Annotated in this window: 22 protein-coding genes and 1 tRNA gene; 14 read left to right on the top strand and 9 right to left on the bottom strand. The window is 64.8% G+C overall.

Annotated elements, in window-relative coordinates; genetic code table 11:
• Window positions 1-138: 138 nt before the first annotated feature.
• Both HAP48_RS14965 and HAP48_RS14960 read right to left on the bottom strand, forming a co-directional pair.
• Complete coding sequence (locus HAP48_RS14965; RefSeq protein WP_166213109.1) at window positions 139-1890, bottom strand: heparinase II/III family protein; 1752 nt, start codon at window positions 1888-1890, stop codon at window positions 139-141.
• Window positions 1891-2007: 117 nt separating this feature from the next.
• The gene (locus HAP48_RS14960; protein WP_166213111.1) at window positions 2008-3354 is read right to left on the bottom strand and encodes an RsmB/NOP family class I SAM-dependent RNA methyltransferase; all 1347 of its coding nucleotides are present in this window, start codon (window positions 3352-3354) and stop codon (window positions 2008-2010) included.
• Between the two features lie 188 nt (window positions 3355-3542).
• Between HAP48_RS14960 and HAP48_RS14955 the strand changes: the two genes are divergently transcribed.
• Both HAP48_RS14955 and HAP48_RS14950 read left to right on the top strand, forming a co-directional pair.
• Window positions 3543-3779, top strand: coding sequence for a DUF1674 domain-containing protein (locus HAP48_RS14955; RefSeq protein WP_166213113.1), 237 nt, complete (start codon window positions 3543-3545; stop codon window positions 3777-3779).
• Between the two features lie 67 nt (window positions 3780-3846).
• Window positions 3847-4449, top strand: coding sequence for a thermonuclease family protein (locus tag HAP48_RS14950; RefSeq protein WP_175612325.1), 603 nt, complete (start codon window positions 3847-3849; stop codon window positions 4447-4449).
• A 96-nt stretch (window positions 4450-4545) separates the two neighbouring features.
• Here HAP48_RS14950 and HAP48_RS14945 read toward each other — a convergent pair whose 3' ends face one another.
• The 3 genes from HAP48_RS14945 to acs all read right to left on the bottom strand — a co-directional run bounded on the left by HAP48_RS14945 (window position 4546) and on the right by acs (window position 8150).
• Window positions 4546-5061: a L,D-transpeptidase gene (locus HAP48_RS14945; RefSeq protein ID WP_166213117.1), complete on the bottom strand. Its 516-nt coding sequence runs from the start codon at window positions 5059-5061 to the stop codon at window positions 4546-4548.
• A 326-nt stretch (window positions 5062-5387) separates the two neighbouring features.
• Window positions 5388-6191 carry a hypothetical protein gene (locus HAP48_RS14940; protein ID WP_166213119.1) on the bottom strand — a complete coding sequence of 268 codons (804 nt, stop codon included), beginning with the start codon at window positions 6189-6191 and terminating at the stop codon, window positions 5388-5390.
• A gap of 18 nt (window positions 6192-6209) precedes the next feature.
• The gene (gene acs, locus HAP48_RS14935; RefSeq protein ID WP_166213121.1) at window positions 6210-8150 is read right to left on the bottom strand and encodes an acetate--CoA ligase; all 1941 of its coding nucleotides are present in this window, start codon (window positions 8148-8150) and stop codon (window positions 6210-6212) included.
• Window positions 8151-8972: 822 nt separating this feature from the next.
• Between acs and HAP48_RS14930 the strand changes: the two genes are divergently transcribed.
• A complete protein-coding gene (locus tag HAP48_RS14930) occupies window positions 8973-10145 on the top strand; it encodes a DNA topoisomerase IB (protein WP_166213123.1) in 1173 nt (390 codons plus the stop codon).
• A gap of 156 nt (window positions 10146-10301) precedes the next feature.
• Here the strand turns inward: HAP48_RS14930 and HAP48_RS14925 are convergent, their stop codons facing one another.
• Complete coding sequence (locus HAP48_RS14925; protein ID WP_166213125.1) at window positions 10302-10715, bottom strand: EVE domain-containing protein; 414 nt, start codon at window positions 10713-10715, stop codon at window positions 10302-10304.
• A 176-nt stretch (window positions 10716-10891) separates the two neighbouring features.
• A complete protein-coding gene (locus HAP48_RS14920; protein ID WP_166213127.1) occupies window positions 10892-12019 on the bottom strand; it encodes an alpha/beta hydrolase in 1128 nt (375 codons plus the stop codon).
• 250 nt (window positions 12020-12269) lie between these two features.
• Between HAP48_RS14920 and HAP48_RS14915 the strand changes: the two genes are divergently transcribed.
• The gene (locus HAP48_RS14915) at window positions 12270-13034 is read left to right on the top strand and encodes a haloacid dehalogenase type II (protein WP_166213129.1); all 765 of its coding nucleotides are present in this window, start codon (window positions 12270-12272) and stop codon (window positions 13032-13034) included.
• A 102-nt stretch (window positions 13035-13136) separates the two neighbouring features.
• On the opposite strand, the gene HAP48_RS14910 is transcribed toward HAP48_RS14915, so the two are convergent.
• Complete coding sequence (locus HAP48_RS14910; RefSeq protein ID WP_166213131.1) at window positions 13137-14117, bottom strand: NAD(P)H-dependent glycerol-3-phosphate dehydrogenase; 981 nt, start codon at window positions 14115-14117, stop codon at window positions 13137-13139.
• A 13-nt stretch (window positions 14118-14130) separates the two neighbouring features.
• Window positions 14131-15204, bottom strand: a complete 1074-nt coding sequence (gene tsaD, locus HAP48_RS14905) for a tRNA (adenosine(37)-N6)-threonylcarbamoyltransferase complex transferase subunit TsaD (RefSeq protein ID WP_166213133.1) — start codon at window positions 15202-15204, stop codon at window positions 14131-14133.
• 197 nt (window positions 15205-15401) lie between these two features.
• On the opposite strand from tsaD, the gene HAP48_RS14900 reads away from it, so the two are divergent.
• The 10 genes from HAP48_RS14900 (at window position 15402) to HAP48_RS14855 (ending at window position 23818) form a co-directional block, all read left to right on the top strand.
• On the top strand, window positions 15402-16133 hold the full coding sequence (locus HAP48_RS14900) for a uroporphyrinogen-III synthase (protein WP_166213135.1): 732 nt from the start codon (window positions 15402-15404) through the stop codon (window positions 16131-16133).
• A 121-nt stretch (window positions 16134-16254) separates the two neighbouring features.
• Window positions 16255-17511 (top strand): COG4223 family protein, encoded by a 1257-nt coding sequence (locus HAP48_RS14895; RefSeq protein ID WP_166213137.1) that lies wholly within the window; start codon window positions 16255-16257, stop codon window positions 17509-17511.
• Window positions 17512-17531: 20 nt separating this feature from the next.
• Window positions 17532-19301 (top strand): heme biosynthesis protein HemY, encoded by a 1770-nt coding sequence (locus tag HAP48_RS14890; RefSeq protein WP_166213139.1) that lies wholly within the window; start codon window positions 17532-17534, stop codon window positions 19299-19301.
• Window positions 19302-19408: 107 nt separating this feature from the next.
• Window positions 19409-19484: transfer RNA gene (locus tag HAP48_RS14885), tRNA-Thr, on the top strand.
• Between the two features lie 188 nt (window positions 19485-19672).
• On the top strand, window positions 19673-20920 hold the full coding sequence (locus tag HAP48_RS14880; protein ID WP_166213141.1) for a tyrosine-type recombinase/integrase: 1248 nt from the start codon (window positions 19673-19675) through the stop codon (window positions 20918-20920).
• Window positions 20921-21145: 225 nt separating this feature from the next.
• Window positions 21146-21967: a hypothetical protein gene (locus tag HAP48_RS14875; protein WP_166213143.1), complete on the top strand. Its 822-nt coding sequence runs from the start codon at window positions 21146-21148 to the stop codon at window positions 21965-21967.
• A gap of 147 nt (window positions 21968-22114) precedes the next feature.
• Window positions 22115-22330, top strand: coding sequence for a helix-turn-helix domain-containing protein (locus HAP48_RS14870; RefSeq protein WP_224497051.1), 216 nt, complete (start codon window positions 22115-22117; stop codon window positions 22328-22330).
• Between the two features lie 82 nt (window positions 22331-22412).
• Window positions 22413-22616 (top strand): hypothetical protein, encoded by a 204-nt coding sequence (locus HAP48_RS14865; RefSeq protein ID WP_166213145.1) that lies wholly within the window; start codon window positions 22413-22415, stop codon window positions 22614-22616.
• A gap of 49 nt (window positions 22617-22665) precedes the next feature.
• A complete protein-coding gene (locus HAP48_RS14860; protein WP_166213147.1) occupies window positions 22666-23445 on the top strand; it encodes a YdaU family protein in 780 nt (259 codons plus the stop codon).
• 40 nt (window positions 23446-23485) lie between these two features.
• Window positions 23486-23818 (top strand): hypothetical protein, encoded by a 333-nt coding sequence (locus HAP48_RS14855; protein ID WP_166213149.1) that lies wholly within the window; start codon window positions 23486-23488, stop codon window positions 23816-23818.
• Window positions 23819-24517 lie beyond the last annotated feature (699 nt).

The raw sequence follows: 24517 nt of genomic DNA, 5'->3' as shown, positions 1-24517 counted from the left end.
GAGTAAGCCAATTCCGTCATCCTGAGGAGCGCGGAGCGCGTCTCGAAGGGTCGACGGCCACCAGCCGGGCCGTGCATCCTTCGAGACGCGGCGTAAGCGCCGCTCCTCAGGATGACGGTCGGGAGTCGTTCGGTCGCCCTACAGCGGCAGTTCCGGCTCGCGGCGGGCGTTGCGGCGCGCGTTGGTGGCGGTGGCCGAGGTCGAGGAGCGCACGAAGCTCCAGCGGATCGTGGCGGCCTGCCTTGCGTCCTGGCGGATCACGATCTGGGAGGTGCGGCGCGGGCCGTCATTGCCGGCCAGGAACACGCTGTCCTCGAGGTCGACCTTGTCGTCCATCGCCTCGAAGGTCCAGACGTCGCGGTTCGGCAGCACCAGCATCACGCCGCGGGCATCCGACAGCCGGCTCGCCTTCACTGAAGGATGCAAATGGAAGCGCAGCGCGAAATCGGCCTCGCTGCCCTTGATGCGGCCGCCCGGCGCCGGCGACAGCGAGTCCTCGCCTTCGAGCCGGGTGCCGTCCTGGGAGACCATCAGCACGCGGCGGTGGATCACGCCGAAGCGCGAGAGATAGCCGTCATGCGAGGCGGTGAGCACGTCGCCGTCGGGGACGGCCTCGCGGTAGCTCTCGACATTGTTGGGGCCGCTGGTGATCGGCGCGCCGCGCAACAGCCGCTTCATCGCCGACAGCTCGACGAACTGGCACGACGAGGTGTCGCGATAGGTCAGCGTCGCATGCGCGGCGGTGGAGCGTGCGAACGGCCGCCAATTGTCGCGCCCGGTCGACGGCATGCCGCAATTCACGACGATGCGGCTCGGCCCCGAGGAGAGTTCGAACGACAGGCAGCCGGCATGCGCATCCTGGCTGACGCTTGGCGGCGGCGGCGGGCCGGTGTCGATGATCAACGCCGTGGTGCCGGCATCGAGGCGCTGGAAGCCGCTATGCGGCATGCTCGCCATCGGCACGCCGCGGGTGTCGTCATAGGCGAGCAGCGTCGCGACCAGATCGGACGGCGCGGTCGACATGCCGTTGAACAGCGCGAAGCTGCCGTCGCCGTGACGGAAGAAGCGCAGCATCGGCATCATGCGGTCGATGGCGTTGAGCAGCGCCGACGGCGGCGCGATATTCCGTGCAGCAAAGGTCTGTCGCAGCGGCAAGAGATCGCTGAGCAGCTCGACCAGTGCGCCGGGGTTGCGCGAGATGTGGCCGCCATCGGGCAGGATCTGGCGCTGCAATTCGTCCGACAGCTTGCGCGTGGTCGTCTTGATATTGCGCGCCTGGTTGGCGAGGCAGAGCGAGGCGTAGCACAGCGCGATCAGCACCTGCAGGCGCGGCACGCCGTCATTGTCGAGGATGGAGTAGCGCAGATAGCGGATCTCGCGCGCCAGCCCGCGCAGATATTTGCGGTAGAATTTTCCGTCGGTATCGCCGAGCACCAGCGGCGCCTGCGACAACAGCGAGATCACGCGCCGCGCGCGGACATCGGCGCGGCGCTCCAGCGGCCGCCTGCGCGCCTGGTTGGAGATCCAGTCGTCGACCAGCGAGCGGGCGTTGGCGCGGGTCAGCGCGGTGTCGGCAGCGCGCAGATGGCGCAGCCAGCCGAAGCCGAGCAGGGCGGCTTCCCAATCCTCCGACGGCGGCTCGAGGTCGAAGATCGAGCGGCCGTGGCAGGTGACGATCTTGCCGGCGAAGACGAATCGGCCGGCATAGATCTCGGCGGCGCGGGTGGCGTCGGCGGTCCTCAGATCATGCGGGGCGATGATCAGCCGGTCGGTGCGGCCAGGCCACAGCCGCGACAGCGCAACCGTGCTCCCGCTGGCGCGCGCGATCACGCTGCGCGCGAAGCGGCCAGCAATCAGCGTCGAGATGCGTCTGCTTTGAGCGACCGACACGCCTAACCTTGAGGGGAGGGAATTTTCAACGAATCCTTATTTAATCCGGAAACGCGGCCAAGACACCCTCTTGATACCGCACGAATCACTTCGAGCTTAGAAGACTGAAGTTTAAAATCAGGACTTAACCAGCCTGGCGGCGTAAAACCCGTCCAGCCCGCCCAGCCGTGGGTCGGCATTGGGCAGATGGCAGGGCAGGGTGCGCAGATCGCCGTCGGCGGTAATGATGTCGTCGAGGCCGGCGACCTCGTCCTTCTCGACCGGCGCACGGCGCAGGCCCGCTTCGCTCGCCAGCAGCGCTGCAATCGCCTGCTCGCCTTCTTCCGGCTCCAGCGAGCAGGTGCAGTAGACCAGCGTGCCGCCCGGCTTCAGCAGATGGGTGGCCTTTTGCAGCAGCCGCTTCTGCAGGGCCGATAGCGCCGCGATATCGCCTTCCTGGCGCAGCCAGGCGACGTCGGGATGGCGGCGGATGGTTCCGGTCGAGCTGCAGGGCGCGTCGACCAGAATACCGTCAAAGCTTCCGGCCGCAGCAGACCATTCGGCGGCGTCGGCGACGACCGTCTCGGCCTCCAAGGCCAACCGCGTGAGATTGTCGCGCAGCCGCGCGACCCGCGCCGGCGAGCGGTCGATCGCGGTGACATGCGCGCCTGCCAGCGCGAGCTGGGCGGTCTTGCCGCCGGGCGCCGCGCAGAGGTCGGCGATCGCCTTGTCCTTGATGTCGCCGAACAGCCGCACCGGCAGCGCGGCGGCGGCGTCCTGCACCCACCAATGGCCTTCGGCAAAGCCCGGCAGCATCGTGACGGACCCCTGCAGCAGCGTGCGCACGGTTCCCGTCGGCAGCGTCTCGCCATGCAGGCGGCTCGCCCATTGCGGCGCGTCCGACTTCACCGTGAGGTCGAGCGACGGCTCATGGCCGAGCGCCAGCGCCATGTCGCGCGCGGTCGATTCGCCGTAATGCGCGTCCCAGCGCGCCAGCATCCATTGCGGCAGGTCCAGCGTCTGCGTGCTGGTCTCATCGATCAGGCCCTGGCCCTCGCGCGCGCAGCGGCGCAGCACGGCGTTGACGAGCCCGGCATATTTCGCCGCGCGCCGGTCCGACTGCACCAGCCGCACCGAGAGATCGACCGCGGCGTGATCAGGCACATCCATCCAGAGGATCTGCGCGGCGCCGATCAGGAGCGCGCTCTGCGCGCGCGGCGCATCGGTCGGGATGCCGCGATCGAGCAGGCGCGACAGCAGATGGCCGAGCGTGCCGAGCTTGCGCAGGATGGTCGAGACCAGCCGGCGCATCAGCGCGCGGTCGCGATCGGCGAGTGATTTCAGGCCGGGATGCGCGCCGGCGCCGTCGAGCTGATCGTCGAGCGTGCGGTGCTTGTGCAGCACGCCGTCGAGGATGTCGGCCGCGATACGGCGCGCCGCGAGACCGGGGACTTCGGCAGGAACTGCAAATCTTGAAGGAGGCATGTAGCGGAGATATCTCGAAGGTGCTGGAGTTACATTCGGCTCATGCCATCAACTCGAAAACACCTCTGGCATGCGAATATGCCAAATGTAAGAATCGCCTTGCGGGATTTCGCGATCGTGATGCCGTCACTGAGCCGACACTGAGATACGAATTGCGCTGGCAGAAAGTTTTGCCAAGAAAGTCTGCCATGTCTGAGAAATCTGCGTCTGAGAAATCTGCATCGCCGCCGGAACCCGTGGCGCGCAAGCCATTGACGCCGGCGGCGCAGCGCGCGCTCGCCGAGGCCGCGGCGCGGCGCAAGGCCGCCGAGGAGCTAGCCGCGCAGGAAGCGGCCGCACGGCCGAAGGAATTCCAGGGCCCGAAGGGGCCGGAACCGACCCGCTACGGTGATTGGGAGACCAAGGGCATCGCCTCGGACTTCTGAGAGCCGGACTTCTTAAGGGTCTTGCGAGAGTCTTGCCTGGCGGTCCGACTCAGGCCAGTCTGGGAATATGTCCCCATACGAGAGAATAAATCCTTATCGTGGGACGGGACGTCCGCCCTTCCGAAGATCACCGTGGGGCCGGCGCGTCTCGGCGGCGCTGCCCTGGGTGTTCGTTCTCGGCATCGCCGTCGGCAGCATGCTTCCGATCCGCCAATGGGTGCCTCAATGGGTGCCGTCGCACTGGTCGTTGAACCGGTCGCGCGACACTGACGTGATCTGGCAACGTGCCGGCGCGCCTGACGCCAGGCACAGCGTCGATGTCGTCAGGACGATCGATGGCGACACCTTCGAGGCGCGGGTGCATCTCGCGCCGGGCCCTGATCTCTTCACGCGGGTCCGGCTGCGCGGCATCGACGCGCCGGAGCTGAAGGCGTCCTGTCAGCACGAACTGCAGATGGCGGAAGCGGCAACCGTCGCGCTGCGCGACCTGCTCGGCCAGGGCGATGTCGCGATCTACAATATCGGTCCCGACAAATATCAGGGACGCGTCGTCGCCGACGTTGCGACGAAGAAGACCGACAACGTCTCGGCGGCGCTGCTCGCGGCCGGCCATGCGCGCGCCTACAATGGCGGCCACCGCTTCGGCTGGTGTGGAAATTTGATCCGCTAAGCGCCAGCGATCACATCCACCGTTCCACGGCACCGGATCGGCAAACAAAAAGCCGCGCGTAGGCGCGGCTTTTCTTCGGTGAGAGATTTGTAGTGATCAGCGGGTGACGACGACCGTCGTGCCGACCGAAACGCGCGAATAGAGATCGGTAATGTCGTCGTTCAGCATGCGGATGCAGCCGTAGGACACGAAGCCGCCGACCGAGCCCGGCCGGTTGGTGCCGTGGATGGCATATTCGCCGCCGGTCAGCGTCATCGCGGCCACGCCCATCGGATTGGCCGGCGAACCGCCCGCAATCACGTTCGGGATGCTCGGCTTGTCGCGCTTGACCTCGGCGGGCGGCGACCAGGCCGGGTAGCGATACTTGCCGTCGATCCTTGTGGTGCCGGCCCACTGCTTGCCGGACTTGCCGACGCCGACCGGATAACGCACGGCATGGCCGGAATCGAGAATGAGATACAGCCGCCGTTCGTTGGTCTTCACCACGATGGTGCCCGGCTCGTAAGCGTCACCGTGCATTCCCACCATTTCCGGCCGCGCTTCGGCCGTCTGCGACATCGAAACAACAGCACCAAGGGTGGCAGCCAGCGCCACCGCAACCTTCAACGACATCAACCTCTCCACTTCCCAACGGCCCCAATGAGGGAGCCAAAAACGAAGGTGCAGAGCCCTGAAAAAATGGGCCCGCCGGTCTCGCGCACGCAATATTAACTGCGTGTCTTAACCGGGTGGTTTCACACCGGCCGCGAGAACCGTCCTGATGGCGGGAGAGAAGAAAAAGTTCGGATTAAAGTAAATGACCTGAAAACAACACTTGGCCACAAACGCGCCACAGTGCTGCCTTGCCTCTGACAATCCCGTGAAAGGGTCCACCCCGTGAAAATGGAAGAGGCACCGTTCGGAACGGCGTGGTGGGAGGAAGGGGCGTGCGTTTAGATCTACTTCAGTGCAGGCAGCGCGGAGAGCGCTTTAGTCGCGGGGGCGCCCGGGTGATCCCCGACATATCTGACGACCGTTTGCTTGACGTAGTCGTGCTGGCGCGAATTGGAAGCGATCGCCCATAACGCTGTCGCTGCAAGGATCATCTGCATGGCGCCGGCATCGCCATATTTTGCTTTCAAGCCGGCAATGGTGCCTTTGGGACCGCCCGTCATTTCAACGGCCGTCTTGGTAATGTCGATCGCTACGAGTTCGGACGTGTTCGCGGCGGCAGCGAAGTAGTCGACGATCGGCATGACATAGCGGCTGTCGCCGGCAGCGAACGATGCGCCCCACAAGATATCCAGGTGGGTAGGCCGGGTGATTTGCAGGTCTTCGAAGCGAGTCGGAATACCTGCGAACTCGGCGTTGAGTGTTTGATCGAAACCAAGGTTGGTGAATTTGGCCCGAAGCATCTCGGCCTTCGCCGGTTGGCCGGACAACCGCGCGGCGGTGATCAGGGCATAGGAGGCTTTGACGTCCTTAACGATCGGGACAAGCCTGTCGATGTGTTCCGGGTGAGACTTGAAATCGGCCGCCAGCAAGCCTGTCAGCGGAGGAAATGCAATCCAGCTTGTTGCGGTATTTTGCACGCTAGCGAAAATCTCGGTGAGACGCTCCGGTCGCGGATCCTGGTAAAAGTAAGCAAAATTATCGGGGGGCAGCGTGGACGCCTGTTGGGCGGGCGCGGGCAACGTGCTGAAGAGAAAAACAGGGATCGCGCAGGCCAGCTGGACTGCGCGACCAATCAAATGCCGGAGCAAGGTCACCTCTCGTGGTGCCTACTTTTTGTTCTGCCGGTTCTCGACGAGGTCGTCGACCACGGCGGGATCGGCCAAGGTCGAGGTGTCGCCGAGGCTCGACGGCTCGTCCTCGGCGATCTTGCGCAGGATGCGGCGCATGATCTTGCCGGAGCGCGTCTTCGGCAGGCCGGGCGCGAACTGGATCAGATCCGGCGAGGCGATCGGGCCGATATCCTTGCGGACCCAGGCGACCAGCTCCTTGCGCAGCGCTTCCGTCGGCTCGGTGCCCTTCATCAGCGTGACATAGGCATAGATGCCCTGGCCCTTGATGTCGTGCGGATAGCCGACCACCGCGGCTTCCGACACCGCCTCATGCGCGACCAGCGAGCTCTCGACCTCGGCGGTGCCCATGCGGTGGCCGGAGACGTTGATGACGTCGTCGACACGGCCGGTGATCCAGTAATAGCCGTCGGCATCCCGCCGGCAGCCGTCGCCGGTGAAATACTTGTTCTTGTAGGTCGAGAAATAGGTCTGCTCGAACCGGGCATGATCGCCATAGACCGTGCGCATCTGGCCGGGCCATGACTTGGTCAGGCAGAGATTGCCCGAGGTCTCTCCCTCCAAGGTCTTGCCGTCGGCGTCGACGATCTCCGGCACCACGCCGAAGAACGGCCGCGTCGCCGATCCCGGCTTCAGCTTGGTGGCGCCCGGCAGCGGCGTGATCAAGATGCCGCCGGTCTCGGTCTGCCACCAGGTGTCGACGATCGGGCAGCGCTCGTCGCCGACCACGCGGTAATACCATTCCCAGGCTTCCGGATTGATCGGCTCGCCGACCGAGCCGAGCAGGCGCAGCGATTGGCGCGAGGTCTTCTTCACCGGCTCGTCGCCGCCCTGCATCAGCGCGCGGATCGCGGTCGGCGCGGTGTAGAAGATGTTGACCTTGTGCTTGTCGACCACGTTCCAGAAGCGCGAATTGTCCGGGTAGTTCGGCACGCCCTCGAACATCAGCGTGGTCGCGCCGTTACAGAGCGGCCCGTAGAGGATGTAGCTGTGACCAGTGACCCAGCCGACGTCGGCGGTGCACCAGTAGATGTCGCCGTCGTGATAGTCGAACACATATTGATGCGTCATCGAGGCGAACACGAGATAGCCGCCGGAGGTGTGCAGCACGCCCTTCGGCGTGCCGGTCGAGCCTGAGGTGTAGAGGATGAACAGCGGGTCCTCGGCGTGCATGTGCTCGGCCGGGCATTCCGTCGTCACCATCTCGGCGGCCTCGTGATACCAGAGGTCGCGGGTCGGGTTCATCTCGATCTTGCCACCGGTGCGCTTCACCACCACGACCCAGTCGACGCCGCCGGTCTTGGCGATGGCGGCATCGACATTGGCCTTCAGCGGCACCTTCTTGCCGCCGCGCAGGCCTTCGTCCGCGGTGATGACGACCTTCGAGTCGCAGTCCTTGATGCGCTGGGCGAGGCTGTCCGGCGAGAAGCCGCCGAACACCACCGAATGGATCGCGCCGATCCGCGCGCAGGCCAGCATGGCGTAGGCCGCTTCCGGAATCATCGGCAAATAGATCGTGACGCGGTCGCCCTTCTTGACGTTCCGGGTGCGCAGGATGTTGGCCATCTTGCAGACTTCGTCGTGCAGCTGGCGGTAGGTGATGTGCCTGGACTCGGAGGGGTCGTCGCCCTCCCAGATGATCGCGGTCTGGTCGCCGCGCTTCTCGAGATGCCGGTCGATGCAATTCCAGGCGACGTTCAAAACGCCATCCTCGAACCATTTGATCGAGATGTTACCGGGCGCAAAGGAGACGTTCTCGACCTTGCTGAAGGGCTTGATCCAGTCGATCCGCTTGCCGTGCTCGGCCCAGAAGCCGTTGGGGTCCTTGACCGAGCGCGCGTACATCTCGCGATATTTGGCGTCGTTGACGTAGGCGCGCTTGGCCCAATCGGCCGACACGTCATAGATCTTCTCGGACATCGCTTTCCTCCACTCATTGCCGATCGCACACGACGCGACGGCAAGCCGTCTTGATCATTGCCGCGATTATGCGTTGCCGCATTCCGGCCCGGCAAGGAAAAAGGACTGTCACTTTCGTCGCGGGAAGCCGCCGGACATTCCGCCGGCTTCCGCATCTGATGGGCGGTTTACCGCGCCTCGTTGACGAGAGAAACCTATGCGCGATCACGCGCACCGCGTCACTGGTCTCTTGGTCGTAGTGATGTCGCTCCCAGCGCCGCTCGCCGCCACCGCGGCAAAGTCGCCCACGATGACGATACGCCGGCGCCGATTTAGATGGACGGCTTCAGGCAGAGTTGAACGAAGTGTCGGACGCCGCTGCGCTGCTCGCCGCTGACAATTGCTTGGCCGGCGACTGGCGTGGCCTGACGGCCCGCGGCCGGAAATTTTGTCGAGACGACACCGGCGACCTCCGCAATCCCTGCCCGCGGGCCAGCGGTTCGGCCACCGGCATTAGGCGGCATGCCAGCGCGGAATTGGCACGAAGGGGCACGATCTCCGACCTGGTCTGCGCGAGTCCGGCCCGGCCTGCTCGGCCCTCCCAAACCCGGTTCCGGGCAGTGATCTCGCCATTTTGACCGGTCCCGGAGGGACCAAAATCAAGGTTACGGGGCGAATGGCACCCATGAAAGGTAATTAGGAACCGTCAATAACTGATTCGCGACTCGCAATGTCGGCCCCGACGCCCTAAATCGCCTTTCCGAGGCCGGGACGGCCCGACCGGAACGAAGCCCGAAGCAACGGCATTACCGGGAGAACAGCGGAGCAAGGCGTCTTGGAAGTATGATGGATCAGCAGAACATCGCGGCTGTGCGGCCCATGTCCGCCGATCCCGCTGTCGCCCTGGCGAAGGCGCTAGGCCAGTGGCCCAAGCGGCCGCAGGCAAAGTTGCAGCCGCCGCGGGCCAAGCTCAACCTCGACGCGCCCATCAAGACCTCGGTCGAGGATCTCGCGCGCGATCTGGGCCTGCGGCTCGGCGACCAGAACGAGCTGACCATCCGCCGCATCAAGCGCGGCAAGAACTATTCATTCGTTCGTGCCAATGGCTCGCGGGTCCGCGATGCGCGGACGATCCGTCGGCTGCACGCCATGGCGGTTCCGCCGGCCTATCGCCAGGTGCGCTATTCCAGCGATCCTAGCTCGCATTTGCAGGCGGTCGGCCGCGATGCCGCAGGTCGTTTGCAATACCGTTATCACGCCGATTGGGAGAAGGTCCGCGAGCAGCGCAAGGCGCATCGCCTGGCCAAGCTCGTGGCGGCGCTGCCGAAGATCCGGCGCAAGGTCTCGGCGTTCCTGTCCGGCGAAGAGCCGACGCGCGAATTCGCGCTGTCGGCGGTGATCGAGCTGATCGCGCGCACCGCGATCCGGCCCGGCAACGAATCCTATGCCCGCCTCAACGGCACCCGCGGCGCCACCACGCTTTTGAAGTCCAACGTCACGCTGGAAGACGATTCTCTGGTGCTGACCTTCAAGGCCAAGGGCGGCAAGGCCGTGCGCAAGGAATGCGACGCGGCCAAGCTGGTGCGGGCGATCGGCATTCTGCGCGGTGTCCCGGGCAAGCGCATGTTCCAGTATCACGACCGCTCCGGCGTCGTTCGCGCCGCCTCGACCACGGCGGTGAACGCGTTCCTGCGCGAGATCGCCGGCATCAAGATCTCGCTGAAGGATTTCCGCACGCTGATGGCGTCGGCCGTCGTCGTGGAGTCGCTGTCGCGGATCACGCCGGCCACCAGCCAGCGCGGCCGCAAGCGCCAGGTGCTGGATGCGATCCGCGCCGCCGCCGACCAGCTCTCCAACACGCCGGCGATCTGCCGCAAGAGCTACGTCCACGACACCATCGTCACTGCCTTCGAGGACGGCATCCTCGAACGCTTCGCCGCGACGATGGGAGGCTACCGCACCCAGTCCAAGCGCGAGCAGCTGCTGGCGCAGGTGGTGATGGCGGCCGGGGCGTAAAGCTCCGAACTCTACGTCGTCCCGGCGAAGGCCGGGACCCATTACCCCAAATGTTGATTGCGGAAACAAGCTGGAGCCACAGCGCGCTCTAATAATGCTCGCCTGTGGTTATGGGTCCCGGCCTGCGCCGGGACGACGGTGGACTTCGTTGGAACGCTAAAGCCCACCCATCTTGCAGACGTACTTCCATTCCTCCGCAGTCACCGGCTGCACCGAGAGCCGCGAATACTTCACCAGCGCCATGTCGGCGAGTTTCTTGTCGGCCTTGATCGCGGCCATCGTCACCGGTGTCTTCAGCGGCTTGTCGGCCTTGATGTCGACGCAGACGAACTTGCCGGTTTTGTCGGTCGGGTCCGGATAGGCCTCTTTGATGATCTCGGCGATGCCGACGATCTCCTTGCCTTCGTTGGAATGATAGAAGAACGCCTTGTCGCCCTTCTTCATGTTGACGAGGTTCTGCCGCGCCGTGAAGTTGCGCACGCCGGTCCAGGCTTCGCCCTTCGCGCCCTTGGCGACCTGCTGGTCCCACGACCAGACTGACGGTTCGGATTTCACCAGCCAGTAGTTCATCGCAACTCACCCCGTTCCAAAACGCCGATTGCGCGGCAATCTACAGGCACACGGATGCCCGCGACAAGCGCGGGCATCCGATCAGAGCGTTTTCGAGCGAAGCCTGTCCCGCACTTGATGCGGGATCGGTACCGGTTCGCGTTGAAGAAACGCGTCAAATGAAGACGCCATCACGCTCACTGTTTCAGATATCGATCGAAGAATTTGGCGATGTCGGTGAACGCCTCTTTCGTCTCGGGCGCATCGGCGTTCATCTGGTACTGGGCGTGCGACTGCCCCTCATAGACATTGAGGTCGGCAATCACGCCGGCGCGCCGCAATTTGCGATGGGTGCGAACCGTGTTGCTGAGGAACAGGTCGCGCGTGCCCGATGTCAGGATGGTCGGCGGAAAGCCCTTGAAGTCGCCGTAGATCGGCGAAATGTAGGGGGTCTTCAGACTGGTCCCGTTTGCATAGAGCTTCGCCGCGCGGCCGAGCCATCCGTCCCAGGTCACCAGCACATTGTCGATCCACTCATTGCTGGCGTAGCTGTCGCCGATCTTGTCGATGTCGGACCACGGCGTGCCCGGCGCGATGGCGGCCGGCAGCGGCAGCTTCTCGTCCCTCGCGCGCAACACCATCGCGAGCGTCATCGCGCCGCCGGTCGAGGTGCCGAAGATCGCGAGCCGGTGGCGCTCATGCGACCTCAAGACCTCCTTCCACACCGCCATCGCGTCATCAAGCGCGGCCGGATAGGGGAAGTCCGGCGGCATCCGGTAGTCGACCGAGATCACCTTGAAGCCGCCAAAGCCGGCCATCATGATGGCTTCCGGCAGCGCCGCTTCGCCGGGGCCGAACACGTAACCGCCGCCATGGACGTGAATCAGCAGGCGCCGCCGGTTCTCGAGCGCGATCTTGTTCGGCGTGACGATGTAGCAGTGCACGCCGGCAATTTTGGTCTCCTCGACCTTGACGCCGAGCTTCGCCTTCATCGCCGGAAGACCCGCGATCAAAAGCTTGGCGTGGCGATCGATCAGCTCCTTCCATTCCGCTGATGTCTTCGGGTCGGCGTTGAAATGCGGCGGATAGGGCGCGCCGATGATCGCCTGCATTTCGGGAGAGACGTCGCTGGTGGGATTGCCGATCGATTTGAGCGGCGCGACCCGCTTGCCGTTCTCGGCATTGGTCGCGGCCTCGCTCCTGGCAAGGTCGTCGTATGAGGCTGCAGTTTGGGCGTGAGCGATAGCGGACGAGGCGGCGAGGGCGAGTGCAAGGCTGAACGAAACAAGGCTGAAGGAGACGATGACGCGTTGCGGTTGACGCATGTGTTTTTCCCTTGGGATCCGCTTTTCGATTCTTAGACCGGGATCCGACGGTTCGCCGCCACGCTAGTACAGCGCCTTCAGGCCGTGAAGGGCGGCTTGCGAGACGCTTTGGAGCGCATTTCTCCGGCCTGAGCGGTCGCGCCAGCAGGCGTCGATTGTTTTGAAATCTGGAATGGTCTCTGCCGCAATCCGGCGATTGTGCCGATGCGCTTTTTCTGTGAACGGTCGCCGCTCGTTCGACGGAGATCACATGCTTCTCAATCGCCGCACGTTCACGGCCTTGACCGCAGTTTCGGTCGCGACGGCGACAGTGCTGCCGTCCCAGGTGCGCGCCGCAGGGCGTTCCTCGTTCAAGGCGATCGCCTTCGACGGTTTTCCGATCATCGATCCGCGTCCGGTCTTCGCGCGCGTGGAGGAGATGTTTCCGGGCAGGGGTGCCGAGTTGAGCGCCTCCTGGCGCACGCGGCAGTTCGAGTATGGTTGGCTCAGGACGCTTGGCGGACGCTACACCGATTTCTGGCGCGTCACCGAGGACGCGCTGGCCTTCGCGGCCAAGGCGATGAAGATCGAGTTGTTATCCGAGCAGCGCGACCGACTGATGCAGACCTATCTGGAGCTGAAGGCGTGGCCGGACGTCGGGCCGGCGCTGCGGCAGCTGCGTGATGCGGGCCTTCGCATGGCGTTCCTGTCGAATCTCACCGCGCCGATGCTCGATGCCGCCATCAAGAACTCCGGGCTTGAGGGGCTGTTGGAGCCTCACCTCTCAACCGACAGGGTTCAAGCCTTCAAGCCCGATGCCCGCGCTTACCAGATGGGCGTCGACGCGTTCGGTCTACCGAAAGAAGAGATCGTCTTTGCGGCGTTCGCCGGCTGGGATGTCGCCGGAGCGAAGTGGTTCGGCTATCCGACCTTCTGGGTCAACCGCGCCACCGCGGCAGTCGAGGAGCTTGGCGTCGCGCCTGACGGAATGGGATCGGGATTGAACGACCTCGTCGCTTTCGCGACGGCGCGGTGACTAGAGCGCGATGACTTTTCTTCGAATCGTCATCCCGCTCTAGCTCTTTGATTTGAGCATGATCTTTTCGGAAAACCGCTACACACTTTTCCGGATCATGCTCTAGCCTTCGGCCTTGAACGGACGTGTCAGCAGGCCTTCGATCGCCGCGTCGATCGTCAGCCGGTTGCTCAGGATAGCGGCGACTGCGTTCGATACCGGCATATCGACCTTTCGCGAGGCGGCGAGCTCGCACAAGACAGGCGCAGTGAATGCGCCCTCGGCGAGCTTGCCGACCGGCGCGGCTTCACCGCGCCCGAGCGCGACGCCGAGCGCGAAATTGCGCGATTGCGCGGTCGAGCAGCTGAGCAGCAGATCGCCAAGTCCGGACAGGCCGGCGAGGGTTTCGGCGCGCGCGCCGCAGGCGCGGCCCAATCGTGCGAGCTCGCTGAAGCCGCGCGTGGTCAGCGCGGCGAGCGCAGAGGCACCGAGATTTCTGCCGACCACGATGCCGGCGGCGATCGCCAGCACGTTCTTGGCCGCGCCGCCGATCTCGACGCCGCGCACGTCGGTGGTGTGATAGGGCCGGAAGGTCGCCGAACCGAGCGCCTGCACGAGTGCACTCGCCAGCGCCTCGTCCCTGGCGGCCAGCGTCACGGCGGTCGGCAATCCGCGCGCGACGTCGTCGGCAAAGCTCGGTCCCGACAGGATCGCGGGCACGGCGCCGGGTGCTGCCTCCGCGATCACCTCGGTCATGAATTTGTGGGTGCCGTGCTCGATGCCCTTGGCGCAGGCGATGACGGGCGTATCAGGTTTGAGGTGCGACGCGATATGTCCGACCGCCGCGCGCAAATGCTGCGCCGGGGTCACGGCCAGAATGATGTCCGCGCGGGCGGCAGTAGCGATATCCGACGTCACGACGATGCCAGGATCGAGCTGGACGCCAGCCAGCTTCGGATTGACTCGCGTCGCCTGGATCTGCGTCGCATGCTCGGCATTGCGCGCATACAGCGTCACCTTGCGTCCGGCGCGCGCTGCGACCTCGGCCAATGCCGTGCCCCAGGCGCCGGCACCGATCACGCTGACTGACTTATGCGCGGGCATCAAAACCCTCGGTTCAATGTCCGGCGCGGCTGTTGGCGTAGCCGGCCGGCGCCTTGGCGTTGGCATCGAGCAGCCAGCGGGCGCGCGGCGGCGCTTCCATCGTGTCGGTCAGCCCGAGCGCCAGCCGCTCGGCGCCGGCCCAGGCGATCATCGCGCCATTGTCGGTGCAGAGCGCCGGCGGCGGGATGATCAGCGTGGTCTGCGCCTCCGCCGCGACATCCTGCAGCGCGCTGCGGATCGCGTGGTTGGCGGCAACGCCGCCGGCCGCGACCAGCGCACGCGGCGTGCCGAACCGCTCCTCGAACAGCTTCAAGCCAACGCTCAGGCGGTCCGCGGTCGATTCCAGCACCGCCGCCTGGAAGCTCGCACAGAGATCGCTGATGTCCTGCGGTTCGAGCGGCTCCAGCCGGCTCGCTTCATTGCGCACCGCCGTCTTCAGTCCCGACAGCGAGAAATTCGCATCGGGCCGGCCGAGCATCGGGCGCGGAAAGGCAAACCGCGTCGGGTCGCCGCCGGCGGCCGCGCGCTCGACCTCCGGCCCGCCCGGATAGGGCAGCGACAGCATTTTCGCCACCTTGTCGAAGGCCTCGCCCATCGCGTCGTCGACCGTGGTGCCGAGCCGCACATAGTCGCCGACGCCGACCACGGCGACGATCTGGGTGTGGCCGCCCGAGGCGAGGAACAGGCAATAGGGAAACGCCAGCGCGCAGGTCAGCCGCGGCGTCAGCGCGTGCGCCTCGAGATGGTTCACCGCGATCAGCGGCGTGTCGTGCACCATCGCGATTGCCTTTGCGGTGGTGAGACCGACGATCACGCCGCCGATCAGGCCGGGTCCCGCGGCGGCCGCAACCGCCGACAATTGGCCATAACTGACGCCAGCCTCCTTCATCGCGGAGGCGACGATGCCGTCGAGCAGGTCGACATGGGCGCGCGCTGCGATCTCCGGCACCACGCCGCCGAAGCGGGCGTGCTCGTCGGTCTGCGAGCGCACGACGTTGGAGAGGATTTTTGCCTGCCCGTCCGCCTGCCGCTCGACCACGGCGGCTGCGGTTTCATCGCAGGTGGTTTCGATCCCCAACACCAGCATCGGTGGTTCGTGTCCCAATTTCGGCCCTTGTGCTACGAGCATGATCCGGACGGGCCGGAACCGGGTTCCGGCCCGATCTGCTCACTGGAAATGTTCCCTCCGGGGTAGCATTGCGAGGTCTTGAAGTGCAATCGGTCGGCAAGGTCCATTTTTCAAGGTCCAATCCAAGGTCCAATCCAAGGCTGGAGGCCTGAACCGTGACGATCCTTGTCACGCGGCCGCATCCGGACAATGACGCCACGCTCGCGACGTTGCGGGGGCGCGGCTTTGACGCCCTCGCGGCGCCGGTGTTGCGCTTCGAGCCGCTGCCGTTCCACGACGATGACGATTCAGATTATGACGCCGTCATCCTGACCAGCGCCAATGCGCTGCGCGCGGTCGATCTCACGGCCAGCCGGCTGTTGCTTCTGCCGCTGTTCGCGGTCGGGGCGCACACCGCCGATGCCGCGCGCGCCGCGGGCTTCGACAGGGTGATCGTGGCCAAGGGCGACGCCGGCGGCTTGCGCGATCTCGTGCTGGCGCGGGTCAAGGCCGGTGAACTCGAGGCCTCGGCGACGCTGCTCCATCTCGCCGGCGCCGACCTCTCGCGCGATCTGGCGGGCGAACTGGGCGAAAAGGGGCTGACCGTCGTCACCCACACCACCTACCGGATGGCGCCGGTATCAGCTTTTCCCAGGGAGGTCAGCGACGCCTTCATGGCGAACCGGATCACCGCGGTGCTGCATTATTCCCGCCGCAGCGCGCAGGCGTTCCTGGACGCAATACGGGCCGATGGTCTCGAGATATCGGCCCTCGCTTTGCCGCAATGCTGCATTTCGGCGGCGGTCGCCGCAGTGCTCCGTGACGCCGGCGCGACCAAGCTGGTGGTGGCTGCACAGCCCGACGAAAACGCCCTGCTCGAGGCACTCAGCCGCACCCTGCGGCCGTGAGCGGCATAATTCTTTCGTCTGGACATGATGTTAGGCGGTGCCCGGTTTTTCGGATCGTGCTCTAAGAACTTCGGCCGATTCTGCTAGAATGTGCGGCCAATAGTTTTGAGGACCCCCTGCGATGGCTGAAGAAAGGCCCGACGACCCAGGACCTTCGCCGGATTCCCGGCCCAAGCGCGCGCCGCCGACCATCGATCTTGAGGCGACCGAGGTCTCCAGCGAGCCGCCCAAGACGGAGGGGGCCGAGGAGGCTCCCAAGGAAGCTGTCAACGAGGCTGCCGAGGCGGACGCTGCCGCGGCTGCAGCCGAGCCCCAGCCCGAAGCTGCGCCTCAGGCGGAGCCGCAGCCCGAGACCGCCTCCGTGGCGCGGGACACTGAGCCGGCGCGGCCGGTGTCGCCCTGGGTGGTGGCGCCGGTATCGGGCGCAGTCGCGGCGGCGCTGGTGATCGGGGTCGGCTCGCTGCTCGGCTGGCCCGCGGTGCAGACGGCCTCGGCGCCGCAGCCCGGCGCGGTAACGATCGACGAACTCGGCACGCGCCTGGCCGCGCTCGAAGCAAAGGCCAGCCGGCCGGCCACGGCTTCTGCCGATCCCGCGGCGACGGCGCGGCTGGAGGCGCTCGACAAATCGATCGCCGCACTGCGCACCGAGCTTGCCGCAACGCGGGCGCAATCCGACAAGCTTGCCGCAGCGGTCAACGACGCGAAAGCCGCACCGCGCGATGGCGCAGCTGCGCCGGACATCTCGGGCATCACGGCGCGCATCGACAAGATCGAGGGTGCGGTGAAGGCGCAGGGCGCCGCGATCGCCAGACAGGACAGCAAGATCGCCGACACCAAGGCCGAGGCGAAGGCGGACGATGCGCCGCTGCGCCGCGTGGTGGCGGCATCGCTGCTCGACGTCGCGGTTCGCCATGGCGATCCCTTTGCCTCCGCGCTCGAGACCGCGAAAACGCTCGCCGACGATCCCGCGATGCTGAAGCCGCTCGAGACGTTCGCGACGTCAGGTGTGCCGAGCCCGAACGCGCTGTGCCGCGAGCTGATCGAGATCGTGCCGCAACTGGCGCCGCCGGCGCCGGAAGCGGCGACGGCGAGTGCCGGGCTGGTCGATCGTTTGCAGGCCGGCGCCTCCAAGCTGATCCGCATCGAGCGGACCGATGGCACGGGGACCGATCGCGGCAGCATCGTCGCGCGCGTGACATCGGCCGCCGTGCATAATGACCTCGCATTGACCGAGCGTGAGTTGAAGTCGCTGCCGCCGGCCGATCGCACCGCGGCGCAAGCCTGGCTCAACAAGGTGGACGCGCGCCGCGCCGCGCTCGACGCGTCGCGTAAATTTGCCGACAACGCCATGGCGGCGCTCGCCACGGTCAACCAGTAAATCTTTGCAATAGGTTCTTGATGATCCGGATCATTCTGTTCCTGCTGCTGATCGCGCTCGCTGCAGCGGGCGCGGCCTGGATGGCCGATCAGCCCGGCGATCTCGTGATGTCATGGGGCGGCTTCCGCCTGACGTCCAAGCAGCCGATGTACCTGCTCGGCATCGTCATCGTCGTCGCGATGGTGGCGGGCGTGATCCTGCGCGGGCTGTGGAAGATCCCCGGCCACATCCGTCGTGGCAGGCGCGAACGGCGTCACGCCCGCGGCCGTCATGCCATCACGCAAGGCCTGCTCGCGATCGGGCATGGTGATTCCGCAGGCGCCCGCGCGCATGCCGAAGTGGCGCGGCGCCATGCCGCCAGCGATCCGCTGGCGCTGTTGCTGCACGCGCAATCGGCGCAGCTCGACGGCGACCGCGACGGGGCGCAGCGCGCCTTCCGCGCCATGGCCGAGCGTCCGGACACGCGGTTGCTCGGCCTGCGCGGTCTGTTCATCGAGGCGCAGCGCGCCGACGATCCGGTGGCGGCCGTGATGATCGCCGAGGAAGCGCTGAAAATGTCGCCATCGTCGTCATGGGCCTCGCATGCGGTACTCGGCTTCTGCTGCGCCAAGGGCGATTGGGCCGGCGCGCTGTCGATCATCGACAACAACCAGACCGCCGGACTGATCGACAAGGCGACCTATCGGCGGCAGCGCGGCGTGCTGCTGACGGCGCGCGCACTGGAGTTCGAGACTGTCGATCGCGACCTGTCGCGCGCGAGCGCGATGGAGGCGGTCAAGCTGGCGCCGACGTTGATTCCGGCCGCCGTGCTCGCAGCCAAATTCGAGAGCGAGGCGCATCAGGTGCGCCGTGCGATGCGCATCGTCGAGACCGCGTGGCTCGTGCAACCGCATCCCGATCTCGCCGATGCCTATTCCCATGTCCGGCTCGGCGATGCCGCGCGCCAGCGCCTGGTGCGCGTCGAGACGCTGGCGGCGAAGACTCCAGGCCATATCGAAGGCGCGCTGGCGATCGCGCGCGCTGCGATCGATGCGTCCGAATTTGCGAAGGCGCGTGCGGCGCTGGAGCCGTTCATTGCTGCGCCGACGCAGCGCGTCGCGCTGCTGATGGCGGAGATCGAGCGCACCGAGCACGGCGACAGCGGCCGAGCGCGGGCCTGGACCTTGCGCGCGGTGCGCGCGCTGCACGATCCGGTGTGGACCGCGGACGGCTATGTCTCGGATCGCTGGCGCCCGGTGTCGCCGGTCACCGGGCGTCTCGATGCCTTCCAGTGGCAGACGCCGGTGGCGGCGCTGCCGTCCGACAAGGGCCATGCGATCGAGCCCTCGCCCTTCGAGGAGGCGATGCTGGCGCCGCGGCGGGTCGAACCGCCCAAGGAGGTGGCCAGCGAGCCGGCGGCGGCCAAGCCGGTTGAGCCGGTTGAGGTCAAGCCGGTCGAGATGAAGCCGGTCGAGATGAAGCCCTTGGAGCCGGCCACGCCGCCCGTGCAGGATAACGCCCCGCTGCCGGCCGCCATCGAGGCCGAGCCGGCCCCGGCCGAACCCACCGCAGCGGAGCCCGCCCTGCCGCCGGCCGCCGAACCGGCGCCCCCGGCTCCCCTGTTCCGCTCCCGGACCGACCTGCCCAAGGCCACGCCGGCGCCAATCCCGGCCGTGATCCCGATCATCCGGGCCCCCGACGACCCCGGGGTCCACGAGGACGGCCCCGTGGACGAATTTGCGGAACAAATCGGCCCGCCCAAGGCCCAGATCGGCGGCTGGCGCGGATTTCTGGCGCGTTTGGGCAGCTAATTCGCGGTTAGGTAACGGCTGTGCGGTTATATAACCGCAGCTTCTTGCCAATCGGGGTCATGCCCGATATCAGGTGGCGCGAATTATCAGGCGTAGCCGAACGGTTCGCCGCAATAGCTCAGTCGGTAGAGCACGTCATTCGTAATGACGGGGTCGGGGGTTCGAATCCCTCTTGCGGCACCACCTCCCATCCGCCACCGTTCTCCACCGTTCATTTTGGATATGCAAGACACTGAAAACAGTGATCTTTTGTACTATTCTGTTCGCTCCTGTTCTTTCCCGTTCGTTGACAGCCACGAAAACTGTGGTTCTTTAGGTGGTGCTCGACTCTGCGGGCGATTCCGAAAAGACCACACTTCGGAGCGAGGAACATGGCGGGCGCCAAACTAACGGACAAGGCCATCAAGCACGCTAAGCCTGGCGAGAAGCTGGCGATTTTATCTGACGGTGGTGGCCTGCAATTATGGCTGACGCCGACGGGCGGGAAGCTCTGGAACTACGCCTACCGGTTTGGCGGCAAGCGCAAGCGACTGGCAATAGGGCCCTATGGCAAGGATCCGGCCGGCGTGCCGCTGGAAGCAGCCAGGAAGCGGAGGGATGAGGCGGCGGGCCTCGTCCGCGACGGAGTGGACCCGGCGACCCGGAAGCGGCAGGTGAAGGCTGCCCGCGCGGAGGCTCACTCGAACGCGTTCTCGGTGATCGCGGCCGAGCTGTTCGCCAAGAAGCAGCGCGAAGGGGTCGCGGCCGCGACCGCGGGCAAGCTGGAATGGCTGTTAGGTCTTGCCAAGGCCGATCTGGGATCCCTGCCTATTGCCGACATCTCAGCCGGCGAGATCCTCCGGGTTCTTCAGCCGCTGGAAGCGGCCGGCAAGCTCGAGACGGCCAAGCGGCTGCGGGCAACCATCGGCGCGGTGTTTCGCCATGCCGTCGCCACCGCACGCGCGGACAACGATCCGACACTAGCCCTGCGCGGCGCAATCGCTTCACCGAAGCCGCAACACCGCGCCGCGATCACCGATCCGAAGGCGTTCGGTGGACTGTTACGGGCCATCGAGGGCTTCATGGGGCAGCCGACCACGAAGGCCGCGCTGCAACTCATTGCGCTGCTCGCCTGCCGTCCCGGCGAACTGAGACACGCAACTTGGAGGGAGTTCGATCTTGACGGTTGCGCGTGGGAGGTTCCTGCCCAGCGAACGAAGATGCGCCGGCCGCACCGCATTCCGCTGTCGACGCAAGCTGTGGCGATCCTGAAAACGCTGCATCCGATCACCGGGCACGGCGCCGCCGGACTGGTGTTTCCGGGTCTGCGTAGTGTGAAGCGGCCGATCAGCGAGAACACGCTGAACGGCGCGCTGCGGCGCATCGGGTTCTCCCAGGACGAGGCGAGCGCGCACGGTTTCCGGTCGACGTTTTCCACCCTCGCCAACGAAAGCGGCCGATGGAGCGTCAATGGCATTGAGGCGGCGCTGGCGCACATCGAACCCAACGCGGTGCGCAGGGCCTATGCGCGCGGCGACTATTGGGATGAGCGCGTGAAGATGATGCAGTGGTGGGCCGACTATTGCGACACATTGCGCCAAGGCGGGCGCGTAGTTGAATTCAAGGCGGCATCAGTGTGATCCGGTCTCTAGGAGGCAACAGCCGCATCGGTGCCCGATTCGAGATGGCCGGCAAAGGCCCGCTGAAATCGTGATGCGCCAAAAGCAATGGCTAACACCCGAAGAACTTCCCCCCGCGGATTGAGTGCTCCGATAAATCCGATCCTTCTCCAGGATTTTTGCGATCGACTCCGGCTCAGCAGCTCTCATTTCGACCAAGCTACAATTCGTTCGGCCTCGGGCCGAATGATGACCATTCTTGCAAAGAAGGGGATAGGAAGGGCGCGAGCAGGAAGGGCCATAAAAGAAACGTTGGATTTAGCGGCATCGGTACATTTGGAAAAACTTCGGAGAGATATGGCCCGCGGTCGTATCGATGTAGGTAAGCGTGCTGCCGAAGGGTTGTGCCGCAGGCTCGATTCCTTCGTGGGCGAAGTTGATCGGCTTCCCCCAAGTTCCAAGCATCTGCTGAACAAATCTGTAGAGCGCCCACTGGCGTGCGGCTTTTTCGACACCAGCACATTCTTCTCGGTGCTCGACGCGATGGCTGCCACCTTGCCGCGCCTTTCCCCCAAGGTCCGCGCCGACGCCGCCTACGCTGTGCTATTCGCGCGGGACGCAGATCGAGAACCGAGCGCCGGGTTGGGTTGGGTTCGTGAGGAGGGATCAATGGGTCCTGTCTCAAGAGACACCTGCACATTGCTTTGGGAGGAGCTCGACGCTGAAACCAGGCGCAAGTGCGAGATGACGATCGAGGGCAAACTGCCGAAGGACATCTCGCTTTTCAGGATACTCGCCGACACGCTCCGAATCCCCGCACACTCATTCATGCGCGGTGCACCACCATCGCTCTATCGCGACTATGCGAGATCCGTCGATCGCATCTGGGACAAACTTGGTATCAGCAAGGGGCGCCGTCGGTACGATCCCGATCCCACCAAAAGTCAGCTTAGCGCGTTCGCAAAGTTCGCCAACGAAGCTCTCGCAGCAGTTGGGATCGAATCGCATGTGTCTGACAGGCAAATCAGGCAGGCTCTCGGACAGCGAAAAAAGCAGCGGCATCAGTAGCTCAATATAACCCATTGAATAAGTTTATTTATATCCGCGCCCCGCTCGGCTAATTCCGGACCATTAGACTAGTCCGATCACCGGCCTCATTTCTCCGCAAGAACTCGTAGCGCAATCCCGCGAACGAGCGCGAAGAAGAGGTTGTGCATGGGTCAACAACTAGCTGCCGACCTGGCTGTTTCTCTCCCCGCTGCCATGACGATCGATCAGTTTTGTCGCTCGTACTGCGTCGGCAAGACGAAAACTTACAGCGAGATCAAGTCCGGTAGGCTGAAAATCCGCAAACTCGGATCGAAGACAATCATTGCTCGCGCGGATGCCGAAGCATGGCTGGCCTCGTTGCCCCTTGCGAATGCGGTCTAGCTCATCCCCAAAACCACGCCCGGCGGCACGATCCGTCTTTGCAGGATCAATCGTGCATACCGGGCTCAGAGGAGTTTTGAACGTGAAGTCGAATAGCAAGCGCCTCGACGATATTCAATTAATTTCCAACCGCCTGCTATTCTCGTGGCGGCCGGTCACGGTCGAGCTAAGCACGGTCCAGTCGAGCATCCGTGCCGGCCAGTCTGTTGCGTCCCGAGTGGGCGTCGCCCCTGCTATCGCTGACGTGATCGCCAATCTGGCCGGCCTTAAAAGTGAGGTGCGCTGATGAGCGGAGCGACCATCATCGATGCGTGCCGGAACGAGAGGTTCTCCGAATGAACCCACCGAAAATGCCGATTCACATAGGCGACTTCTTGCGCGACACCGGCCATCTGCGGGCGGCTGGAATCGGCTCCTACCTACTGCTGCTCTTTCACTATTGGTCGACCGGGTGCCTACCGGACGATGACGAGCAGCTCGCGTGTATCGCCCGTACATCACCCGCCGAATGGAAAAAGGCCAAGCCAGTCCTGGAGAAGTTCTTCAAACCGGGGTGGAAACTTCGGCGTGTTGAGGAAGACTTGGCGAGCGCGCGTGAGAGCTACGAAAGGAGAGCAAAGGCGGGCGAAAAGGGTGGCAAAGCTAAAGCAATAGCACAGCAAAGCTGTAGCAATGCTACAGCCCTGCCAGAGCAACCTTTTACCTTTAACCAAGGTAAGAAAGATTCAGACGCTAACGCGTCTGGCGCCGAAGCGCCGCCCGACCATCGGAAGCGGCTGTTTAGCGAAGGGCTAGCGAAGATCGCAGCCATGACCGGCAAAGGCCCAGACGCATGTCGGTCTTTCGTCGGCAAATGCCTGAAAGCAGCCGGCGACGACGCCGTGATCGTGCTCGGCCTCATCGAGGATGCGGAACGCAATCGTGTAGTTGACCCGTCAGCGTGGATCGCTGCGCGGCTTAAGGGAGGCAGCAATGGAACGGTCACCAGCCCAATCATTCAAGCAGCTGACGATCTCCGTCGGCAAATTGCCAGCTTCGCTGGCCCAGGAGCAGGCGCGGAGCCGGTACGCGGCGGATCGGGCGAGGCTACTCCTCGGCTGCTATCGCAAGGGTGACGCCAACGATCCCAATACCTACGTAGCTGCGATAGCCGCAATGCTGGCGCGCTATCCCGAGGAGGTGATCACCGTGGTCACGCATCCGATGTCGGGGTTGCCGACCCAATGCAATTGGCTGCCAACGGTTAAGGAGGTGTACGACGCCTGCGAGGCAGAGATGCGTCCGATCCAGCAGCGGGCTGCGCGCGAGAATCGCATCAAAGAGCAACTGCTAGCAAGGGAGGAGGCAGACCGGGCGACGCGACCGACGCTCGGTCAGCTCAAGGCGAAGTACGGCGAAAATTGGGGGCTCTCTGTCGACGCGAGAGTCGAAGACGATCGTAAAGCGGATAGTCGACAGGCTATGGAGCGCGTCAGACGCGAATACTAAGCGTGACGGCGTGACAGCTCGCGCGCTTACGTGCCACACATGGCACGGGGCCGTTTGATATTGCTTAGTACTATCAAGGGGAGAGAGACGAAGGCCGGAAACTGTGCTGTGGCACAGCCTTGTGTCATGGCACAGCCGCTTCTGTGCGGCGTCTTTGCGGCGTCTTTTGCTATTCTTTCCGTCGTTTAGCCGAGACGCCCGCCGGCCCTGCCGCGCTTGCGGCCAAGCGCGGCTGCGGCGGGAACTTTGCCATCCGCGGGCATCGATTCGGCAATTTCGCCGATGGCGACCTTGCCGTCATGACGGTAGCGCCGATCACGACGCCGGGGCGCTTTTCGCTTTAGAGCCGCGGCGTATTAGAGATATCCCTTATTGTCTTCGATGCCTCGGAACGCGGATCCATGGACCTCCTCCGGGGGCCATAGTTCACCGTTCAGTATGCTCTGCCTCGTTAGCGCCGGCTTTGCCCAGCCGGTCAGAACGTTCCGACGCCATCGCCTCAACCGTTTCAATGACACGCTGGCGGCTCGCCCGATCCCGGATGGAGCGAAAGGCTCGAAGGAGTCGGAACGCATCGGCAGCGTCTTTGCTCAGTCTCTCCTTCGTCAAAGCTCGCCCTCGCATGATCGGCCAAATCCCTCAGTCTAACTAAACTTGGCATCCCTGTTCAGCCGTGGTGAGCGAAGTGGCTGTGCCATG

This window comes from Bradyrhizobium septentrionale, from assembly GCF_011516645.4.
Taxonomy (GTDB): Bacteria; Pseudomonadota; Alphaproteobacteria; order Rhizobiales; family Xanthobacteraceae; genus Bradyrhizobium; species Bradyrhizobium septentrionale.
Note: the sequence above shows the minus strand (reverse complement) of the source record. Positions and strands in the feature narration are given on the sequence as shown.